We start from the raw sequence: 21802 nt of genomic DNA on the forward strand, positions 1-21802 counted from the left end.
GCACACCGCAGGAGATCTACTTCGAAGAGGAAGACCTATAGCAGTCTGACCTAAACTAATCTAGGCTAAAAAATGGTCTTGACAATGGGGTCCACCATAAAATTGGAGGGGCAATTTAGGGGTGTTCTTTGGGGAATGCAATGGAGAAATAGTATATGTCTGACACACAGATACCTCTCTTCGAAGAGAAAGCAGATAACTTTATGGAGAGCCCAAGAAAATAGAAAAGCTCTCAAACGAACTCAACAAGGCCCAAAAAAAGAATGAAAATGTACCGTTATAAAAGTGGGATCGCACCATTTCCTCGGTACAAGAAAATCTCGAAGCAAGGGTCATCAAAGAACGCCGCATCATTGAAGGAAGCAACCAAAGCGTTTTCTATCTCACCGAAGAAGGACGCTCTTTAGGGATGCCTTCGCACACGTCGAACAAAATACAGACGTTTACTCTTGGTGTAGCCTCCACCACAGAGGAACCCTTCTTACCTCAGGAGACTCAAAGCAACATAACTTACTTGTGTTACGTTCAGAATAAGCGAATGTAAATGCCCAAGATTTAGTCCGCACTTTCCTGTGAGGATTTATATTTTTATAAAAAACAATATAATTAATTTAATGTTAAATAAGGAGAAACCACATGAACCTTAATATTAGTGTGCTTTGTGACACCTGCCAAGAGCAAACAAATTGTCGTTTGGGATTCTCAAATAGAGAATATCAGCCTTTGAGATTTAGGTGTGCATCTTGTGGAGCGCCTATAGATATCACTATGACTCTAAATTTTGAGAATGTCGGGGCAGACATTCAGGTTAAAAATGCCAAAAGAATCTATTCTGAAGAATTCAAGCCAGAGACTAATTTTGTCGATTTGCACTTAGATTTCCCTGTTTCGTTTGGTAAATATATAATGGGGATTACCCCATTTATCGCCGCATCTATGCGGATTGACCATAAGGACATGCCAATTCACGCAATACGCATAGAAGGTTTAAACAAAATATTCAAGCAGCGGGAAAAAATAAAAAATATTTTTACATTATACAAAAGAAACAAACATGAACTTTTTAAGGAAAAATCCTTGGAATTTCTTGGCTCAAAAATGGGCTGCGATACAGAACTAGACAGAAACAGAGCGTTATATTTTGTCATAGAGAGGGCGTTTTTTCCATTTTCAGAACCTAAGAAAAAGTTAGACACTGTTGCTTTTTTTAAACATAAGCTAATTGAGCTAGAAAGCGTTAATAAGGAGGCCTTGTTCCTCTTCATAAATAAAGTTGTTGAAAATGGTTTTCTTAAGAATACTCAAAAAGATTGTTTGGAAGTATATCCAAGAATAATTGATATCGAGTTAATGCTCAGACCTGCACTTTTTCTTGATTTTGATAAACAATATGAAAATTGTCCAGTTCCATATAGAGTTTCCTCTCATGAGTTCCTTGAAACTAAAGATCTATATAAAGATATCGCTGAAATAATATCTAGGGCTTTAGTTCTTGTTGCTGGAATTAACAATTTACTAAAACGTGATTCTCATGATGTTTTTGCAGCTAAAAAAAGAACACCATCCAATTTAGACAAGTTCACTGACTTTTCACTTGGGGAAAAATTGAACTATATTGACGATAGTTGGTATTCCCTAAGTGGTGACGTGATGGATAACCACTTAAGGAACTCCATAGCTCATTATAAAGTTGAATACAATGACGTTACTCAAGAGATAATTTATTACCCAAAAAGAGAAGGAATGAAACAAAAATGTTCAGAGTCAATGTATTTTCTGGATTTTAGTAGAAGAATATTGTTGGCATTTAGAGAACTTCACAGACTCAATCTCTTGACGAAGTGTCTTTTCAATTTTTACTACTTGGAAATTCTTGGTTGGCAAGGAACACCATATGATTTATAGAAATGGGATCTCAATCACATACATTTGGGCAATAAAACTAGAGGGGCGGTACTTGTGAAGCGAGATGTCCCAAATTTACGAACTGTAATGGGTTTTATTTGACCTTCTTTGAGTCTGAGTGACTATTCAGTCGCCCCATCCAGGAAGAGAATCTGACCATCGATAGCCATAGACATGGCCTTGAAGATGTTGATCGAGTTCTTCTTCGCCGTGATGAGGAACGACATTATTTTGGCATAGTCACTAACCCCTTCCGGGGTTCGGAAACAGCCAGATATTTTAAGCTTCGCCTTGAAGTTGCGGATATTTCGCTCAGCCTCGTTATTGTCGAAGGGGATCGTAAAGTCCCTGGCATAGAGCAGGATCTCCTCCTTATGGTCCCTAAATCTCTCCATGAGGTTCCTGGCCTTGCCTTTTTGGGGCCTGCCTCTTGCCCTCTTCCCAGTCGATAGGGAGTTTTGGGCTAGACCGGAGGCAAACAACTCATCGAAGGGCTTATCGATTCTGTAGCGACAGCAATTCGGTAGGGCGACTGAATAGTTACAATCCATTAACTGAAAACTTTTCTAAAGCACCAATGGTCATCCTGCAAGCCATGAGAGAGCAAACTGGCCTATCCATCGAGGAAGCGGCTGCCCTCATACATCTACCAGCGGAAGACCTGGAGATGATGGAAATTCACGAAGAAAAGGCAGACGACGCCTTAAAGGACAAACTCATAAAAGCCTATGGGAAATACCTTGCGGAGAGGGACGGCGACATCCAGGGGATGGGATCGAAGCCGAAAAAGGGGCAGAGTGAAGAGGACCTGGAAACCCTGCTCAAGATGCTAGCGGCAGAGGACCCAGATATCGTGCTGAGGTTTCGCCACGTAGCAAAGAACGCCACCAGGCTCGCCCCGGAAGACCGGGAGTTCCTGGCGACGCTCTTCAAAGCGGCATTGGGCAAAATCACGCTGGAAGACCATACGGATGAATACTGAGGACAGCGAGGGGGAAGATTCATGAGTGAGATGGATATCGACAAAAAGCTCAGAGAATACATCAACATCGTCAAGGAGAAGCAAGCAAATGGAGTTCTTGCAGAAAACACGGCAAAGACATATATACTTCATTCTTCTAATTTTGTCAGGTGGACTCATGGTGATTTCCACCCAGGAGAGAGAAACGAAAGGTAACAAAGGCATTTCCCCACAGGAGAACGACATGGCAAACAATGCAACCAGGATCCAGGTCATGGCCCGGACCCTGCTAGAGAGATACGGACTGGAACGAACGATCCCCATCCGACTAAGCGCACTATGCCGGAGGCTGGGGATCGAAATATGTCACAGCAAAGCCAGACACATCGACGGCACACTACTCACTCACGGAGACCGAAAGATTATCCTTGTCTCCACCGCCCTTCCTTACGAACGCCGTCGCTTCACAGTGGGCCACGAGCTAGGACATTACGTCCTCGGCCACCAGAAGGTCGCCTTCTCCCTCGACAGCCCCGAATCCTGGGTCGTCAGGGAAGAACAGGCCGCCAACGCTTTTGCGGCGGAACTACTCATGCCCAAGACGGCCCTTCAGGCAATCCACTACAAGCACGACACAAAGCAACTGGCTCAGATCTTCGGCGTCAGCCCTCTGGCTATGCAGATCAGGCTGGAGGAGATGGGGAAATAAGCAGGCGGAAGAATTCGTCCCTCTTATAACGGCCATGCTGCTTCCCTTATAGCCTAACTTTTCATGTGCTACTGTTTTTTATTTTATGCTAAACTAAATTATTTAAAGCAACCAAGTGTACACGCCGACAATGACATAGCAGAGCTGTTATAATATTGCAGGTCATTTCATCATCCACCTGCAATAGCCCCATCCAAACCTTAGTGCGTTTTTACATGAAAGAAGGATTTTATGATGAAAGGTGATCTCAGCTGGGAAAGTGATTTGATCCATTCTGACTACAGTAAGCCCACAGCTGTCGATCTTTTCTGTGGCTGTGGGGGGCTTACTGTTGGACTAAAAATAGCGGGATTTAAAGTTCTCGGAGCATTGGATATTGATCCACTTGCAGCTAGAACTTACAAGGAAAATCATAAAGAGGTTACTTTATGGGAAAAAGATATCCGAGAGCTGAAACCTGAGGAGATGCTTAATGTTCTTGGATTGAAGAGAGGAGAACTAGACCTATTGGCAGGCTGTCCGCCTTGCCAAGGTTTTTCCACTTTGCGAACCATGAATGGGGCCATCAAAGTTGAAGATCCTCAGAATGATCTCTTGATGGAATTTGAAAGATTTGTGGAGGTTATCCTCCCTCGCACGATAATGATTGAAAACGTCCCCGGACTAGCTAACGATAAACTTTTCGCCATTTTTTGCAGCAGACTAGAAACATTTGGTTATAACGGTCATCATGCTGTTCTGAATGCCGCTGATTATGGCGTTCCACAGCGGAGGCGCCGGCTAATTTATCTGGCTGGAATAAAGAGGGAAATTCCGTTCGGCGAAAAAAAACGAAGAAGGAAAACAGTAAAAGACGCTATCGGAGGTATGCCTAAAGCGGGACAAAGCGGAGATCCCTTGCATGACATGCCAGAAAGACGGACCCCAAAGGTTTTAGAACTCATCAGCCTCATCCCAAAAAACGGTGGAAGCCGCAAAGATCTGCCAGAAAAGTTTCAACTCGAATGTCACAAACGATGCAACGGGTTTAAAGATGTCTACGGGCGAATGGCTTGGGACAGTGTTGCTCCCACAATCACCAGCGGATGCTTCAATCCCTCCAAAGGGAGGTTCCTCCATCCCGAAGAAAACCGTGCCATTACGATGCGCGAGGCTGCGTTGCTCCAGGGATTTCCACTCCTGTATAAGTTCCCAACCACTAATAATAAGTCCGCCATTGCCTTGATGATCGGCAATGCTTTGCCACCTCCTTTCATTGCGGCACATGGCAAAAGTATTAAACGCGTTCTCAAGGTTAGAGACAAGGTGTAACCAAATCGGGAAGGGGCTAAATCAACGTGGATATTGAGCAGATTTTGAAAGACAACCTGACACAGGAACAATACAAGGCTGCAATGGATAACGCGAAGGAGGTTTTGTGTCTTGCGTGCGCTGGTTCGGGCAAGTCCAGAACATTGGCTTACCGCATAGCCCGACTTCTCGCCGAGGGAGAACCACCTGGAGGGATCGTAGCCTTCACCTTCACCGACAAGGCGGCTGAATCCATCAAACGTCGAGTTTCTCAGGCCCTCGTTGCCGCAGGAATCGATCCTACAGTGATAGGAGCAATGTATATTGGAACCATACATGCCTACTGTCAACACGTACTTGGAGAAATGGACGCCACGTACCGTCAGTATGACGTGCTCGACGAAAATCGATTGAAGCTTTATCTGATTTCAAGGTCTAGCGCCCTGGGACTCTACCAGTTTCGCAGTCGAGCCAGAAATAACAGCTATTTCGATATAATAGAGCAGGTCTCAGACGCTTGGAAGACGGCTAATGACGAAATATTGAATTTCAATACGGTCGCTAACGAAGATTCGGAGCTTGCTGACTTGCTCAATCGCATAAAAGACAAACTCAGAACGGATCAATATATCGATTTTTCCCTGATGATCAGGGATGCGGTTGACGCAATCGATTCCAACTCTGCGAGTGTGAAAAACGGAATAGGAAAGTTGCGACACCTCATGGTCGATGAGTATCAAGACGTCAACCCCTGTCAGGAAAAACTGATCAGTTTATTGCACCAGCGTGCAGAAACGCTTTTTGTGGTTGGGGACGATGATCAATCCATCTATGCTTGGCGGGGAGCGGACGTTAGCAACATACTGAGCTTCGCGAAAAGATACACCAGTTGTAGCATACACACACTATCCAAGAATTTTCGCAGCACAGAACCCATCGTCCAGGCCTCAAATTCATTCGTAGCCTCAATGCTGGGTCCTAGCCGAATAAATAAAAATCCTCAAGCCAATAAGAATCAAACTCCTCAGGATTTCAGGGTGCTGTCGTTTCCAGATCGTGTCGCTGAAGCCAAATGGGTCGCGGAAAGGATTAAAGCTCTACGAGGTACCGCATATAATGACGATGGCAACCTCCGCGGTTTGACGCCAGCTGATTTCGCTATACTTATGCGCTCAACTCGCCAAGCAGAACAGGATGAATCTCCAAGACACGAAGCATTTACAACTGCCTTAGAAAAACTAGGCATCCCTTTTAGCCTTGAAGCTGGAGGGGGGCCATTCGACCGTCCACAGACCTCGGTTTTAAGAACTACTTTCGAGCTTCTTCGCGAACCTGGCGTGAACCGAGATACGGTTCAGCAACATTTCGAAAATGAAGTGCTATCAGCCTACCCCTCTGCCGATTTTGATGCGCTAGTTCGTGTGCTTACCGATTGGAGTCGCCGCATCCATTGTCCTAAAGGTGCCCCAAGAATAAGGCTTTATCCCCAAAAACTTGTCTATGATCTGCTGGAATCTTTTAACGTTGCTCTTTCTAATTTCAAAGATGAAGTCATGCGGGATATCGGACTTTTCAGCCAAATGATCATGGATGTAGAGACCGTCTATATGAGCGTAGACTCGAGCAAACGTTTTGCCGAAGTCTTGAATTTTCTGCAGAACGTGGCGGAAAAGGGGTACAACGTATCTACCGACGATGTGCTTCAGCGTCCCGATGCCGTTACAGTGTCGACCGTCCACAAAATGAAGGGGCTCGAATTCCCCTGTGTCTTTGTCGTAGATACTGAGGCCCGTCGGTTTCCGAAAAAAAAGAGCAAATATACGGGATGGTTGCCACATAAAGTTATGGCCGCAGCTATAGATCGCGGTGCATATCAGAGCACCCATGATGAGGAAAGCCGGCTTTTTTACACTGCGGTGACGCGGGCGGAACGGTATCTTTACGTAAGCTGCGCAGAAAAACTTCCTATGGGGAAACAGAATCATAAATTGTCTCCTTACGCTTTAAAGCTGGCGGAACATCCAAAGGTGCTTTGGGATTCCACAGGCCTCCCGGTAGGGCTCGCTTCTTTTGCACCTCGTCGAAGGGTCGAAGAAGCAGATTATCCGACTAGTTTTACCGAGATAAAGTCATATCTACATTGTCCTAAAGAATACCAATTTAGAGAGCGTTATGGATTTAATCCGATTATTCCAGAAATGTTCGGTTACGGTCGAACCGTTCATACGTCGATCGAAAAAACACATGAGCTATACCCGGGTTCTCCTCCGGATGCAGACCAGGTGGAAAGTGTGGTACTGGATACCTTCCACTTGAAGCATGTTCCTGAAAGCGGTGATCCAAAAAACCATCCTGGACCGTACGAGCACTCAAGAAATCGGGCTATGAAAATTACGCAGAATTATGTCGCATCCTTTGGAAATGATTTTGAACGAGAGCGGCAGGTTGAAGCGATTTTTGAGATCCCGGCCTCTAATTGTGTACTAACGGGTTCGATCGACCTCCTCCTCCACAAAGATGAAAATGGGGACATTCTACAGGCCGAGGTCATTGATTTCAAAACGATTGAGGGGGGAGAAAACCCTACAGAAAACAAAGATATAGATTGGACAGAACTCGCTTTGCAGGTTCAGCTATATGCAAGAGCCGCTGACCAGGTCCTAGGGCATAACGCAAAAACGGGTAGCGTTCATCTTCTGAAAGACAACCAACGAGTCGAAGTACCTATTACCAAAGAAGCTGTGGATTCGGCCCTAGCCAACGTGGAATGGGCTGTGACAGGTATCCTTGCATCGGACTTCCCTATGAGACCACATCAGAATAAATGCTCCAAGTGTGACTTTCAGACGATCTGTCCGAAAATCCCACAAGAGTTCCATGTTCTCACTACCGCTCCACCGGAGCTCCATCTGCCTGAACGGAATGAAATGGTTCGTGCTTTCAGTTTGTATAAGGCATAGAAGGTCAAAGATTACATAAATAAGACTTACTTAACATATTTAAGTATTAGGATAAATATGTGTTTTTTAAGCTAAGGTCTGCATTGCCTTTTTGTTCAAGGGGGACGTCGTAGGGCCTTACTGCTTTTGGCGTTGGAGGAGCTTACGGTTATAACGTCGTCGACATCGCTCCAATCCAGAGAGAAAAGTTCGCTTTTTCTCAGGACAGCGTTAAATGAAATGACAACTACGGTTTTAAGATGATAGTCCGGAAACTCCGATGATAGTACCTTTCTTTGGTTAGTCCCATCTTGTGTCGAATACATTCCTGTTTCTTTTCTCCGTCTCTAGCATCTAGAACGGCCATTAGGGGCTGTAAGCCTTTTAAATCTAAAAGCGGGTTCTGGAAGGGCTATAAACCGTTTACAGATCAGCTCGAAAGACCTAGCTTTAGGGAGAAAATCACTGGAGAAAAATGCTAAACCGCAGGGAAAACCGTAACGATCACCGTACCTCTACGGTTGCATTAAACTTGTAAAGCCTTGTTATGACTGGCTTTGGTTTGGTCGATTGTACAGACACCTCCTCCGCCACTTTAAAAGTTCATAGAGAAAAGGCCCTTAGATTTTTCCAAGGGTCTTTTTATATACGAACATTTTTCAAAATAACACTACGAAATAGGGAGGTTAGGATTCACCTTAGGATGTAAGTTTTAAAGGGATTATTTACGAAATGATATCCCCATTAGCCTATCTAAGGAGATCGGCTTGTCTCACACAAAAACCCCTGGAAAAAGACCCTTGAAAGGAGTATCCTGAACATAGGATTTTCCTCTATCCACAAAAAACCGGATTTATAACATCTCAGATTAACGATTCGACGTAAAAATCAACCTAGCTTCAGGTTAAAAAAGGGAGGGAGGCGTTAAGATGAAAATTAGTCGCTTGGCAATGAAGTTAATAGCTCCGGTGATGACAATCTTACTAGTACTAGCACTATCGATGGGAATAGTAACCTATCGAGTCTCATATCGTTCGCTTTACGACCAAAGAGCACAGTCAATAATGAACATAATTCAGATCGTAGATGACCTTGTAAGATATTATGGAGCAATGGTTGACAGAGGAGAAATTTCGGTAGAGGAAGCACAAAAAAGAGTTGCAAATGAAGTTGGATCAATGAGATACAACAAAGAAGATTATATTTTTGGATATAATCAAGATTTCATAGTGGTAATCCCTTCTCCAGGCAAAGAACTAGGGGAAAAAATAGATGGAAGCGACCCTAAGAACCCCCTTGTAGCCCTAAACACATTAGCTAAAAACAAAGAAACGGGATACTACGATTATAAGTGGATAAATCCCACATCAGGTCTATTAGAAGAAAAAATCAGCTATATAGGCTCGTATGCTCCATGGAAATGGTGGTATGGCACGGGACTATATGTTTCAGATCTTAAAGCTACCGTAAAAGCCTTGGTAATCAGACAGATGGGTATCTTCTTGATCGGTTTGATAATCACAATCGTGCTAGTCATATGGGTGGTAAGACGTGTAACTACTAGAATAGCTAACATGGTCGCGAATATCAAAATACTCTCAGACGGAGACCTTACAACTGATTTCAACGACAAGGGTAACGACGAACTTACGGTTATGGCACATTCACTACAAAAACTGGTAGAAACCCAAAACTCAGTAATAAGCAATATCCTAAAAGAGGCAATCGACACGGCGGACAGGGCAGAAAATCTGGCCGCCGTAGCGGAAGAACAAAGCGCATCTATGGGACAGGTTAAAGAATCGGTCGAAAAAGTTTCCGACTTATCCTCTAACAACTCGGCAGCTCTTGAGGAAATAAACGCCTCCATAGAAGAAGTTGCTTCAGGTGCACGATCAGGAGCGACTTCGGCCACTTCAGGAGCGACTTCGGCGGCCTCAATGGTAGACATGACCAAAACTGTCGTATCAGATGTCAATTCAGTCGTAAGTGAAGTACAGTTAGCTGACAGCGAATCCGATAAGGGAAAAGAAAAAATCCAAGTGCTGGCACAATCGGTTGAGGCAATCTCAGATTTTGTAGACACGATCAGTAAAATAGCCAATCAGACAAATCTGCTGGCATTAAACGCAGCAATCGAAGCCGCCAGAGCGGGAGAAGCTGGCAAAGGTTTCGCCGTCGTCGCGGATGAAGTAAGAAAACTTGCGGAGGAATCCGAACGAGCAGCCAAAAGAGTAGGCGAACTTATCATCCAACTTCAAGAACACTCTCAGGGAGCTATTTCAGCCACTGAGATGACGGCGGAAAAACTTCGCCTTACTGTTGAACGTGCAATAAAAACACAGGAAGTATTAAGACAAAGTCTGACAAGCATACAAAATCTTGATGATATTATTCAAGACCTAGCTTCTATCTCAGAAGAACAAGCCTCTTCCAGCGAGGAGATGGCCAAAGCGGTAGAAGAAATAACGAAAGCCACTATCGACACAGTAAACGAGATAGACGACATAAACAGAGCTTCAGATGACACCTCTTCAGCATCGGAAATAGTGGCACAACAGGCCATGATAATGGCAGAAAATTCCAAAAAAATGAAAGACTTGATCAGCAAATTTAAAGTAAAAAAGGATTAAATAATTTATGGCCGACCAATTCTTCTAAGAAAAGGTCGGCCATAATAAATAATCAAATTTCAAAGCTCTTCAAAACTTCTATAAAATCCATTCCGTAAAGATCTAGTTTTTTAAATCCCACTCCCTGAAGACAGCTCATCTCATCCAGAGAATCTGGCCGTAATTCCAACATCTGGCGCAAGGTGGCGTCATGAAATATAACATAGGCTGGAACCCCGTGTTCTTTGGCCAACTCCAGTCTCTTCGCTCTCAAGGCCTCCCACAGAGGATTACCGTCGAATTCCGAAGAGCCTTTGGTAGATACCTCTGACGTGCTCGACCTACTGCTTTTCTCAGATGTCTTAACCTCGTCCACCCGAAAGGAAAGGCGCCTTTCTCCACGAAGAACCGGCCAGCTATCTCCGCAAAGACGAAGCCCTCCGTAACCGTCAGACACCACCGACAGAACCCCCATAGCCAACAGCTGTCTGTAGACAGAACGCCACTGTCTTTCGTTCAGATCATCGCCTATACCGAAGGTGGATACTTGATCGTGTCCGGCTTCCAGGACTTTCTTAGTCCCCCTGCCCAACAGCACATCTATAAGATGTCCTGTTCCGTAGATCTGCCCCGTTCGATAGACACAGGACAGAGCCTTTTGAGCCTGAACCGTGCCATCCCAGGTTTCTACGGGGTTCAAACAGGTATCGCAGTTTCCGCAGGGAACGTCGCAGCTATCTCCAAAGAAGGAAAGCAGGGAACGGCGACGACAGTCGGTGGTCTCGCAGTATCCCAACATTATCTCCAGATTCTGTCGACTGATCCTCTTGTATCTTTCGTCTCCTTCGGACATCTCTATCAACTTGAGTTGTCCCGTTACATCGGCCATACCGTAGGTCATCCATGCATCGGCGGGCAGTCCATCTCTGCCTGCCCTTCCAGTTTCCTGATAGTAGGCTGCCAGGCTCTTAGGCATGTCCAGATGGGCTACGAAACGGACGTCGGGCTTGTCTATACCCATTCCGAAGGCGATGGTGGCGACCACCACGACCGCATCCTCGTCCTGGAACCTTTCCTGGACCGTCCTTCTTTCCTCCGCCCCCATGCCACCGTGATAGGACAGAGCTTTAATTCCGTTGTCTCGAAGCCACTGGGCTATCGACTCGGTTTTTCGCCTGGTCATACAGTATACGATGCCAGAGTCGTTACGATGGTTTCCCCTGAGAAAATCAAGCAACTGTTTTTTCGGTTTTTCCTTCATGACCACCTGATAGCGGATGTTCGGCCTGTCGAAGCCGGAGACGAAAACTTTACCTCCGTTCAGGTCGAGCCGCGAGAGGATCTCTTTTCTTGTGAGCTCGTCCGCCGTAGCTGTGACCGCTATCCTGGGGACCTCAGGGAAGGCCCTACCCAGCTCTCCTAGCCGAAGGTACTCGGGGCGAAAATCGTGCCCCCATTGGGATACGCAGTGAGCTTCGTCTATGGCTATAACGGAAAGGGAGATCCTGGAGAGAAAATCCATAAAGCTCGGCTTCATAGCCCTTTCGGGGGCCACATAAAGGAGGTCCAGTTCCCCTCTCATGGCGGCCCGGGAGACCTGCACGAACTCCTCGTAGTTCATGGTGGAATTCATGTAGGCGGCCCTCACACCGCTCTGAACAAGCCCGTTTACCTGATCGTGCATCAAGGCTATTAGCGGAGAGATCACGACACCTATTCCGGGACGTAGAATGGCCGGTATCTGATAGCAAAGGGACTTCCCTCCTCCGGTGGGCATAAGGAGAAGGCAATCCCCTCCACCCATGACGTGGTCTATGGCGTCTCCTTGATTCAGACGGAATTCGTCGTACCCGAAAAGGCGCTTCAACAACCCACGAGGAGTCTCCTCCATCAATCAAATCATCTCCTGACTACAAAAAAAGCGAGACCCCTCGGGATCTCGCTTCAGAAATGCTATGGCGCGCCGGGCAGGATTCGAACCCACGACCTTCTGGTCCGTAGCCAGACGCTCTATCCAGCTGAGCTACCGGCGCACTCTTTAGTGGCGGAGAGAGAGGGATTCGAACCCTCGGATCCGAATCGGATCACGCACTTAGCAGGCGCGCGCCTTCGACCACTCGGCCATCTCTCCACGCAACGCAGCATATTCTACATACGGGAGAGGTTTCTGTCAAGTCGATCCGAGAATTTATTCTTCTGACTCTTGATCCCCACTCGCGTTATCCTCGGAGATGACCTCTACAACTTCTTCCTCGGCAGGGAAGATCTCCGGATCAAGTACCTTGACATCCACTTTTTCAGATATCTCGTCCAGGAAGGTTCTCTGAAGCTCCTGTCTCTTCTGGTTCAACACCATAGACTGAAGCTGCTCTTTGGCGTCCTCGAAGGAGGTAACCTCTCTGTCCTTGGCGGACTTTCTGAACACGACTATAAAATCGTCGCTGGCGACCTCCACCGGCTCGGCGTACTGACCGTCGTCCATAGAGGCGATAAAAGCCATATTCTCCGGCAGGGAATCCTTCTTGAGGAACACAGGCTTTTCGGACCCGGTAGATCCCGTGATATCCGAGGATGAGAATCCCTCCAAAACCACGTCCCAGGACGTCCCGGATGAAAGCTCATCGTAAGCCTTATCCGCAGCCTCTTGGCTGTTGAACTCGGCCGCAAGCACCTCGAATCCCTCGGGAACTGTAAAGACGAAGTCCTTTACGCTGTCGTAAAGGGCCTGAAGCTCTTCGTCGTTTACCTTGGCGGCGGCGGAAGCCTCCTCCAGGAGCATCTGCTGAGAAAGCTGGGTCTTAATCTGTTCTCTGAGGGCATCCATAGTTATGCCCGTTTCCTGAAGGTACTGCATAAAGGCCTCTTTCGTCGGGAACTGATCCTCTATTCCGGACACGGCCCTATCCAGTTCTTCCTTGGACGGGGTGATGCCTAGAGCCTTGACTTCCTTGACAAGGGCCTCCTGGACGACCATCTGGTCAAGGACCATCTGCCTTATCATGGGGAGATCGGTGGACGTAACGTCCTTTATTCCAGACCTCTCTACGTAGTCCTGTACGGACCTAAGAAGCTGACTCCTCATCAGTTTCTTGCCGTCTATTTCGGCCACCGCATAGTCCTCGTTGCCGCTACGGCTGCTCTTACCTCCGCCTACCCCGTACATCAGGGGGATAGCCAAAACAAAACACAGCAGGAAAAAGACGAGAATCCATTTCACCTGTGTACGAAGCGTCCTCAACATCAACGTAAATCTTCCCCTTTCATGATCGCTTTTTTCACGATACCTACGGATGGATATTGTATCACAGCCCGGTTATCGATCATACGCTATATTACACCTCCGCCAGGGAGAAACCTATTTTACCCTCAGTCTCCAACGGAACCGCCAGAGATGCCACGTTTTTCATGATGTCCTGAAGCTCGGCAAGGACCTCCTCCGATCGTTCTTCGGGACATTCACAGACTATCGAGTCATGGACCTGAAGGACCATCGACACGTCTGAATCCTCCGCAAAAGACCTGGAAACGGCTATCATGGCCTTTTTCGCCAGGTCAGCGGCAGTACCCTGTATCGGAGAATTTATCGCCACCCTTCTGACATGGCCCCGATCCCTGGCATTGCCGGTGACTACCTCCTCCAGAGGCCTTATCCTTCCGAACAAGGTCTCGGTGTAGCCCCTGGCGATCGCCACGTCGGCGCTCTTGGTCACGTAGGCCTCTACACCGGGAAGGGCAGCAAAATAACGGGACATTATCCTGTCCGCCTCGGATCGTCCGACTCCCAATCTCTTGGCTAAACCGAAGGCGCTCATGCCGTAGAGAAGTCCGAAGGTCACCATCTTGGCGGAACGCCGCAGCTCTTTGGTAACCATAGAGGGGTCCACCCCGAAGACCATGGATGCCGTTTCTGTGTGGATATCCCTGCCGGAGCGGAATACGTCGGCCAACCTTTTTTCTCCCGATATATGGGCCAAGACCCTCAACTCTACCTGAGAGTAGTCGGCGGCGACGAAACATCGCCCTTTCTCCCTCGGGATCAGAGATCTTTTTATCCTATCGGACCATTCTCCGTATGCCGGCAGATTCTGCAGGTTGGGATCTCTGCTGCTGAGCCTGCCTGTACCGGTGGTATCGCTCTCGAAGGTGCTGCGTATTATACCGTCCTCACAGACGGAACTCATCAGGGGCAGGGCAAAACCACTGGACATCTTTGACAGGGCTCTATGCTCCAGCAACATGGACGGAACGGCGTTGTGAGGCTTCGGAAGTTCCGACAGCTGCTCCAACACCGTGACGTCCGTAGAGTATCCGGTCTTCGTCTTCTTAACAGGAGGAAGACCGAGCCTCTCGAAAAGAAGGGTCCCGACCTGTTTGGGAGAGTTGAGGTTTATCGATTCTCCGGCAGCGGAGGTTATCTCCTCCACTATCAGCTCTAAACGTTCTTTTAGATCCGATATGACGTCTTGAAGAACGGGTTCCTCCAGCTTTATGCCGGATTTTTCCATCGATACCAGGACTGGGACCAAGGGCATATCTATATCGTACAAGACCTCGGAGAGCCCTCTGGACTCAATCGTTTGAGATAGATCGTCTCGAAGACGCCATAACGCCATCGCCCGTTCCTCCGTGGACTCGGGACAGTCGTCTACCATGACCGACGGCATATCGTGAGAGGCTTTGTCTGGATGAAGCAGATAATCGACGCTCCTGAGATCCCATACCCTGGAATGATCCAAAGGGACTCCCATGGCGACCAGCAATCTCTTGTAATCCGAGGTAACCACCGAGCCCCTCTCCAGCCAGGAATATAACTCTGAGGGCATCTCGCTACCGGACCAGAACCGTCCGTCCTCGGCACACACCACCAGAGGATCGGCCACAAGCGACAAGGGATACTCTCCGGTCCACTCGCCGTGAAAGGCAAGCTCGTCGCACATCAGGAGCTCGTCCAGCTCGACAGATTTAAGCTCCACCAAAGGGAGAGACGGGGCTTCTTTCTCTACCGAGGAGCCTCCGGAAAAACTCGCCTCTCCACAGATGAGATCTCCCATCGATCTCTCAAGGGAGCTCATACCCAGCTCCCGACAGAGAGCGACGAAACCGTCCGGATCGGGAACGCTGCACACCAGGTCGACATCGTCCGGAGCCCCATCGACGCTTAAAGTCGTAAGCATAAGGGACTTCCTGGCCAAGTCCGCGTTTTCCTCCAGTTTTTTTCTCTGACCGGCGGTCAGATCCGCCGTATGGGCCAATATTCCCTCCAGGTCTCCGTATTTCCCGAGCAGCCTTCGAGCGGTCTTATCGCCAATGCCAGGCACACCCGGTACGTTGTCCACGCTATCTCCGACCAAAGCCAGATAGTCGGCCATCCTGGCGGGAGGAAAACCATATTCTCCCTGAAAGGTCTCTGCGTCCCACCGGTTGAAGGAAGAGATTCCTTTGCCCGGTCTTATCACCGTTATCCCTTCGTCCAGTATCTGAAGCATGTCCTTATCGGACGTGACCACCAGAACGGGGGTACCCTTCTCCGCATACTCCCTGGAAACGGCGCCTATGACGTCGTCGGCCTCGACGCCGGGACGACATATCACCGGAATACCCAAAAGCCCCAGCATTTTCTTCAATATCGGAAGCTGTACCTTGAACTCCTCCGGGGTAGGTTTTCTCCCCTTTTTGTATTCGTCGAACATCTCGTGACGGAAGGTCTTTCCAGGGGCGTCGAAAACCACCGAGAGAGACTCGGGAGCCCACTCTTTTTTGATCTTGGAAAGCATGTTGAAAAACCCGACCAAGGCGTTGGTCGAAGTTCCATCCGGAGCGGTCAGTTCAGGAATGGCGTAAAAGGCCCTGAAGGCAAGGCCGTGTCCGTCCACGAACATAATAGGTCCTTCGGTCATATCTCTCCTCCTCTTTCACATGTTTAAGGTATAATGTCCTCTTGACGCCATCAATTGTACCAAGCAAACGATAAACAGGGAGGAACGGAATATGTCTAAAACCGTAAGAGTCCGATTCGCCCCCAGTCCGACCGGGGCTCTTCATATCGGTGGGGCCCATACAGCGTTGTTCAACTGGCTCTGGGCCCGACACATGGGAGGAAAATTCATCCTGAGGATCGAGGACACCGACCAGGTTCGCTCCACCAAGGAATACGAGGATACCATCATGGCCGGAATGAAGTGGATGAACCTCGATTGGGACGAGGGTCCCGATATCGGAGGAGATTTCGGCCCATACCGCCAGACCGAAAGGCTTCATCTTTACAGAAAATACGCCGACGAACTGTTGGAGAGAGGGCTGGCCTACAAAGACGGCGATGCGATCATCTTCAAGGTTCCCCTGGGAGAAAACATCGGCTTCGAGGACATGGTGTACGGATCGATCGACGTAGTCAGCGACTCGCTGAAGGACGGCAGGACCGGTCAGATGAAGGACATCGTCCTGATGAAGAGCGATGGAATGCCTACCTACAACTACGCCGTAGTGGTGGACGACCACACCATGGGCATAACCCACGTAATAAGGGGCGAGGACCATATATCCAATACTCCCAAGCAGGTGCTCCTGTACAAGGCATTGGGCTGGGAATTGCCTACCTTCGCCCATCTCCCGATGATACTCGGAAAGGACAAGAAGAAGCTATCCAAACGCCATGGGGCAACCAGCGTCTACGAATACAGGGACATGGGCTATATGCCGGACTCGGTGTTCAACTTCCTGGCCCTGTTGGGATGGGCTCCATCCGGAGACAGAGAGATCTTCGACAGAGATCTGGCCATAACCGAGTTCGACCTTAAGGACGTCAACAGAAAACCCTCGGTTTTCGACATGGATAAACTCAACTACGTCAACCAGGGACATCTCCACGCCCTCCCCACCGCAAAGAAGATCGAGATGCTGGCACCTTTTTGGGAGGAGGCAGGCATAGACCTTTCCTCCGTAGACGAGAGCTATATGGAAAAGGCCTTCGATCTCATGGGAGGGAGGGGCAGGACCGTCAAGGACCTGGCGGAGTTCACCGACTACTTCCTCGATTTCGCTCCTGTGACGAAAAGATACGATGGAGAGGTCTCCGACGAAACCAGAAAGACCCTCCAGGGGTTTTTCTCCGATATGATGAAACTGGACACATGGACGGCATCGTCCATGGAGACCTTCGCAAGGGACTGGACCAAGGAAAAAGGGGTCAAGTTGAAGGACGTCGCCATGCCTATGAGGTTCGCCATAACGGGACACAAGGTAAGTCCGGGGATCTTCGAGCTAGCCGAGTTCATGGGCAAAGAGGAGATCAAACGCAGGTTGTCCCACTACGGATTCCTGTAATATCCGGGGATACGAACGTAAAAAGAGAGAGGGAGCCGATGATAAAATCGGCTCCCTCTCTCTTTTAGATCTAGATCGATCTCAACCGATCGAGGACGGATTTACCCCTCAGGGGTGTACTCATCCTCTTCGATCGCTCCCTTGGGACATTTGGAGGCACATACGCCACACCCCACGCATTTCTCCGGGTCTATGACGTGCTTCTCCTTTATCTTGCCCTCTATGGCACCTACGGGACAGGCCTTCGCACATATAGTACAGCCGATGCAGTCTTCTTCCCTGACACGGTAGACTTTCTTAGATTGGGTCTTAGGAGCTTCGACCTCATCGGGAACCTCGCCCTTTCTATAGGTCCACTCGCTCTGGAAGGGCTTACGATCGGCCTTACCGGTATCCAAGGTCACGTTTGACTTTCTCTCATAGGTGGATATGGCGAAATCGCAGGTCATAGTCAGAGCATCGACCGGACAGATATCGTTGCACTGAGCACAGAAACAGCACCTGTCGTTGTGAACGATTATCTTTTTCGGATCCTCCGGAGCCCTCTCTATGGCGTTCGCAGGACAGACCTTCATGCACATTCCGCAGCCTATGCACTTCTCTCTGTCGTAACCGACCTTGCCTCTGAAACGTCCCCAGGTTTCGACCGGATCGTTCAGGTCGATCTCTCCCTTGGAGGCTGCCTCCAAGGCTCCGGTCAGATCGTCTGGCATATGAGAGACCGGGTAGGGGTTGGTGAAGGCCTTCTTGAAAAGATGTCGCAGTATCTGTACCGACATGGCGTTCAGCATGATCTCACCCCCCTAATGCAGCAAAACGTCCACGGAAATGAGGATCATCCCGGCCAGCGAGAGAGCCCCAACCTGAGCCCAATAAAAATGGGATGCCTGCCATATTTTCAGACGTCCGAAAGCGGTCCTAAGGAAGGTCACGCCGAAAACCTCGACGAGAAAAACCTTTACCCAGAACCAGGGGAAATCGATTATGGCCATCGGCACTCCGGAAAGGCCTATAGCCTTACCCAAAGAGAAGGGAAAGAACAGGCTTACGACCAATGCGGATATGGCAGCTCCCCTTAGGTTGAAACCTATGTGAAGCAAAGCCAGGTTTACCCCGGAATACTCCACCGTAACACCTTCCAGTATCTCCGTCTTGGCCTCCGGTATATCCATGAGCCCCTTACCGGTCTCTCCCGGTATAACCGTTAGAATAGCTACAAACAGACATATCAATCCGAGGAAACCTGCTTTGCCAACCACGGACCAGACAGAGGTCGCGACGTAGGTCTCCAGGGAGAAGGGATGTCCCGGCATCCCCAGCTTATAGGCGAACCAAGCCAGGGTAGAAACGACTATCGCCAGTGGTACCTCGTAGCTCATCATGAGAATCATCTCTCTCTGAGCTCCTACGTTAGCTATGGGAGAACCGCTGGCAAAACCTCCTACCGCCACGGCTACCCCAGAAAGACTGAGCAGATAGAGGATCAGAATGAGATCGCCGCTACCGTTAAGCACCGGGGGAAGAGAGCCCATCGGGATGTACATGAAGACCATCATACTGGCGACCATCGCCACCCAGGGACCGCCGTGGAAAAAGACCGGGGTCGCCCAACGGGGAACGATATTCTCCTTACCCAAAAGCTTCAGGATGTCGTATACGGGCTGAAGCAGGGGCGGGCCGATACGACGCTGCATGACGGCGTGAAGTTTTCTGTCAACTCCCTCGAAAAGCACCGCGAAAACGGTTATGAGAAGCATCAGGGCGATCCCCGCGATCACCCGCATAACAAGACCGAGTATCATGCTCCCATCAGCCTCCTCGTCTTATCAGTCTTCTCTCGGCAGAGCTTCAGCAGGTCGGCCTTGGTCACTACGGACTTCGTGCCGGAGCTCGTGTCGGAAAGGACCATCCTCTCCATACAGGAGATACAGGGATCGATACTGTTGATTATCAACGGAGCATCGGCCAGCTCGTTATCCTTGAACATCAGAGGCCAAGACACGGCATTGCTGTAGGTGGGAGCCCTCACCTTCCACCACTGAACGTTCTCCTGCTGAGCCTTCAGACCGACCGCGTGGGTATCGTCGCCTCTGGGAGCCTCGATACATCCGTATCCGACCCCTTCCGCCTTTTTGAGAACGGTTAGAAGCTTGTTCACCTTGGGCTCGAAGGTTATAGGACCCTCGGGAAGCCCCTCCATTATCTTCTCCAGGATATCCAACGACTGAAGGACCTCGTATACCCTAACGAGAAAGCGATCGTAAACGTCGCCATGGACCTCGCCGGTGTAATCCTGAGGCACGACCGGCTCGACGTGAATATCGCAGTAAGCGTCATATGGCGCAGACCAACGGACGTCGGCCCGGACTCCGCTACCTCGGGAGGTAGGCCCTAAAGCACAGTACTTTATGGCCTGCTCGGTGGTAAGAACTCCGACGTCTCTGAGACGGGCCCTGACCACCGGATCGTTTATCGCCGCCTCATAGAAGGAGGCAAACTCGTTTCTGTAGTAATGGATCATATCCATTACTGTTCTCTCCACCGCCGGAGTAACGTCCCAACGAACTCCGCCCACGGTGGTTACGGCATAGTTTACCCTGTTCCCCGAAAGGGCCTCGAGAACATCCATGACCTTCTCTCTCAACATCATCCCTAGATGGAAGGCGCTGTCGAAACCGATGGTGTAACAGGCCACCCCGGACCAGAGTATATGGGAATGAATCCTCTCCAGTTCGAGGACCATGGACCTTATGTACTGGGCTCTGATCGGAACCTCTATCTGGGCGGCATCCTCCACGGCCTTAACGAAAGCTATGGCGTGGCTGAAGGAACAGATACCGCAGACCCTCTCGGCCAGGTATATCACCTGTATCGGATTTCTCTCCCTTGCCATAAACTCCACCCCTCGGTGGATGGCTCCTGGACGAATTACCGCGTCTTTTATGTGTTCTCCCTCGATATCCAGCCACGCGGTGATGGGCTCTTTCAGCCCTACGTGAACCGGACCGATGGGAAGTTTATAGGTTTTAGTCTCGCTCATAGTAGCCCTCCTAGGAGAGATCCTCTACCAGGTCTTCGCCCGGAGCCGTCTCGTCCCTGCGCCAGGGGAAGACTTCCCTGTTCCAATCATCGGGCAAAAAGACGAGGGCCTTGTTGGGAAGACCTATGTGGTCCACTCCGAACATCTCCTGAATCTCCCTCTCGCTGTACTCGACTCCCGGAATACGGCTGAAAAGCGAATCCACAGTGAGATCGTCTTTCGGCACATGGACGCATACCGTGACGTGAAGGCTGACGCCCCTCTCTACGGCTCTGTAAAGGTCGAAGTGATAGTAAAGGGAGATATGATCGCCCTCGTCGTCTCCGGAAACCACGTGAAAGTTCGGAAAATCAAACTTTCCCAGCTCGTCCACAAAATCCAGAAGGCGACTCTTGCCGATGGTCATCCACAGATGGTGACTGGTAACCTCACCGGAGCTTCCCTCGGAAAAATCCCTCAGATCCACGTAGGACAGGTCGTCTCCGAACACACCTTGAAGATGGTCAGCCAGCTCCTGTGGAGTTTTTACCACCTTTTCCCTGTCTATAAAGCAGTCCATAGGATCAAGCACCAGCCTTTCTGAGCTCCGCCCTCTTGGCCTCCAGCTTCAAGACCGCCTTGGCAGCTCCCTCTATAATGGCCTCCGGTCTGGGAGGACAGCCATGGACGTAAACGTCCACCGGTATGATCCTGTCCACCGGTCCTACCAGGTTGTAGGACTTGAAGTAGACGTCCCCGGAACAGGCGCAGTTTCCGACAGCTATGACTACCTTCGGATCGGGTATCTGAGCGTATATGCGCTCCAACTTCTCCTTCATGAAACGCGTAACAGGACCGGTAACCAAAAGGACATCGGCGTGACGAGGCGTCCCGGTAAGCTTCATGCCGAAACGCTCTATATCGTACCTGGGCGATACGGTGGAGACTATCTCTATATCGCACCCGTTACAGGACCCCGTGTTGGTCGAGAAAACCCACAGGGACTTTGGCAAAACCTGTAGCATAGTATCCAGCTTCATTTAA

Annotated in this window: 17 protein-coding genes and 2 tRNA genes; 8 read left to right on the forward strand and 11 right to left on the reverse strand. The window is 49.2% G+C overall.

What is annotated here, in order from left to right; genetic code table 11:
* The first annotated feature begins 636 nt into the window (after positions 1–636).
* The gene (locus L2W48_RS05090) at positions 637–1905 is read left to right on the forward strand and encodes a hypothetical protein (protein ID WP_236098621.1); all 1269 of its coding nucleotides are present in this window, start codon (positions 637–639) and stop codon (positions 1903–1905) included.
* A 122-nt stretch (positions 1906–2027) separates the two neighbouring features.
* Here L2W48_RS05090 and L2W48_RS05095 read toward each other — a convergent pair whose 3' ends face one another.
* A complete protein-coding gene (locus tag L2W48_RS05095) occupies positions 2028–2456 on the reverse strand; it encodes an IS66 family transposase (RefSeq protein WP_236098620.1) in 429 nt (142 codons plus the stop codon).
* A 44-nt stretch (positions 2457–2500) separates the two neighbouring features.
* Between L2W48_RS05095 and L2W48_RS05100 the strand changes: the two genes are divergently transcribed.
* From L2W48_RS05100 to L2W48_RS05125, 6 genes are all read left to right on the forward strand, one after another.
* On the forward strand, positions 2501–2887 hold the full coding sequence (locus L2W48_RS05100) for a hypothetical protein (RefSeq protein ID WP_236116508.1): 387 nt from the start codon (positions 2501–2503) through the stop codon (positions 2885–2887).
* 21 nt (positions 2888–2908) lie between these two features.
* On the forward strand, positions 2909–3082 hold the full coding sequence (locus tag L2W48_RS05105) for a hypothetical protein (RefSeq protein WP_236098618.1): 174 nt from the start codon (positions 2909–2911) through the stop codon (positions 3080–3082).
* A gap of 28 nt (positions 3083–3110) precedes the next feature.
* The gene (locus tag L2W48_RS05110) at positions 3111–3575 is read left to right on the forward strand and encodes an ImmA/IrrE family metallo-endopeptidase (protein ID WP_236098617.1); all 465 of its coding nucleotides are present in this window, start codon (positions 3111–3113) and stop codon (positions 3573–3575) included.
* Positions 3576–3806: 231 nt separating this feature from the next.
* A complete protein-coding gene (locus L2W48_RS05115; RefSeq protein ID WP_236114763.1) occupies positions 3807–4886 on the forward strand; it encodes a DNA cytosine methyltransferase in 1080 nt (359 codons plus the stop codon).
* A gap of 26 nt (positions 4887–4912) precedes the next feature.
* Positions 4913–7825 carry an ATP-dependent helicase gene (locus L2W48_RS05120; RefSeq protein WP_236098615.1) on the forward strand — a complete coding sequence of 971 codons (2913 nt, stop codon included), beginning with the start codon at positions 4913–4915 and terminating at the stop codon, positions 7823–7825.
* Between the two features lie 908 nt (positions 7826–8733).
* Positions 8734–10437 carry a methyl-accepting chemotaxis protein gene (locus tag L2W48_RS05125; RefSeq protein ID WP_236098614.1) on the forward strand — a complete coding sequence of 568 codons (1704 nt, stop codon included), beginning with the start codon at positions 8734–8736 and terminating at the stop codon, positions 10435–10437.
* Positions 10438–10489: 52 nt separating this feature from the next.
* On the opposite strand, the gene recQ is transcribed toward L2W48_RS05125, so the two are convergent.
* From recQ to L2W48_RS05150, 5 genes are all read right to left on the reverse strand, one after another.
* The gene (recQ, locus tag L2W48_RS05130; RefSeq protein WP_236098631.1) at positions 10490–12307 is read right to left on the reverse strand and encodes a DNA helicase RecQ; all 1818 of its coding nucleotides are present in this window, start codon (positions 12305–12307) and stop codon (positions 10490–10492) included.
* A gap of 65 nt (positions 12308–12372) precedes the next feature.
* Positions 12373–12449 (reverse strand) — tRNA-Arg (locus L2W48_RS05135).
* Between the two features lie 9 nt (positions 12450–12458).
* Positions 12459–12547: transfer RNA gene (locus L2W48_RS05140), tRNA-Ser, on the reverse strand.
* Positions 12548–12604: 57 nt separating this feature from the next.
* Positions 12605–13657 (reverse strand): peptidylprolyl isomerase, encoded by a 1053-nt coding sequence (locus L2W48_RS05145; protein WP_268906404.1) that lies wholly within the window; start codon positions 13655–13657, stop codon positions 12605–12607.
* Between the two features lie 91 nt (positions 13658–13748).
* Positions 13749–16313 carry a DNA polymerase gene (locus L2W48_RS05150; protein WP_236098612.1) on the reverse strand — a complete coding sequence of 855 codons (2565 nt, stop codon included), beginning with the start codon at positions 16311–16313 and terminating at the stop codon, positions 13749–13751.
* Positions 16314–16404: 91 nt separating this feature from the next.
* On the opposite strand from L2W48_RS05150, the gene gltX reads away from it, so the two are divergent.
* Positions 16405–17739 carry a glutamate--tRNA ligase gene (gene gltX, locus L2W48_RS05155; protein ID WP_236098611.1) on the forward strand — a complete coding sequence of 445 codons (1335 nt, stop codon included), beginning with the start codon at positions 16405–16407 and terminating at the stop codon, positions 17737–17739.
* Between the two features lie 101 nt (positions 17740–17840).
* Here the strand turns inward: gltX and L2W48_RS05160 are convergent, their stop codons facing one another.
* From L2W48_RS05160 to L2W48_RS05180, 5 genes are read right to left on the reverse strand one after another with little or no spacing between them, the layout of a single operon-like run.
* The gene (locus L2W48_RS05160) at positions 17841–18530 is read right to left on the reverse strand and encodes a 4Fe-4S binding protein (RefSeq protein ID WP_236098610.1); all 690 of its coding nucleotides are present in this window, start codon (positions 18528–18530) and stop codon (positions 17841–17843) included.
* Between the two features lie 12 nt (positions 18531–18542).
* Positions 18543–19541, reverse strand: coding sequence for a respiratory chain complex I subunit 1 family protein (locus L2W48_RS05165; RefSeq protein ID WP_236098609.1), 999 nt, complete (start codon positions 19539–19541; stop codon positions 18543–18545).
* The gene (locus tag L2W48_RS05170) at positions 19538–20779 is read right to left on the reverse strand and encodes a hydrogenase large subunit (RefSeq protein WP_236098608.1); all 1242 of its coding nucleotides are present in this window, start codon (positions 20777–20779) and stop codon (positions 19538–19540) included. Before L2W48_RS05170 ends, L2W48_RS05165 begins: the two co-directional genes overlap by 4 nt.
* Positions 20780–20789: 10 nt before the next feature.
* The gene (locus L2W48_RS05175; protein WP_236098607.1) at positions 20790–21350 is read right to left on the reverse strand and encodes an NADH-quinone oxidoreductase subunit C; all 561 of its coding nucleotides are present in this window, start codon (positions 21348–21350) and stop codon (positions 20790–20792) included.
* Positions 21343–21798, reverse strand: a complete 456-nt coding sequence (locus tag L2W48_RS05180; protein WP_005662525.1) for an NADH-quinone oxidoreductase subunit B family protein — start codon at positions 21796–21798, stop codon at positions 21343–21345. The genes L2W48_RS05175 and L2W48_RS05180 overlap by 8 nt, the downstream gene beginning before the upstream one ends.
* Positions 21799–21802 lie beyond the last annotated feature (4 nt).

The sequence above is a fragment of the Dethiosulfovibrio russensis genome (genome assembly GCF_021568855.1).
In the GTDB taxonomy this organism is placed as follows: domain Bacteria; phylum Synergistota; class Synergistia; order Synergistales; family Dethiosulfovibrionaceae; genus Dethiosulfovibrio; species Dethiosulfovibrio russensis.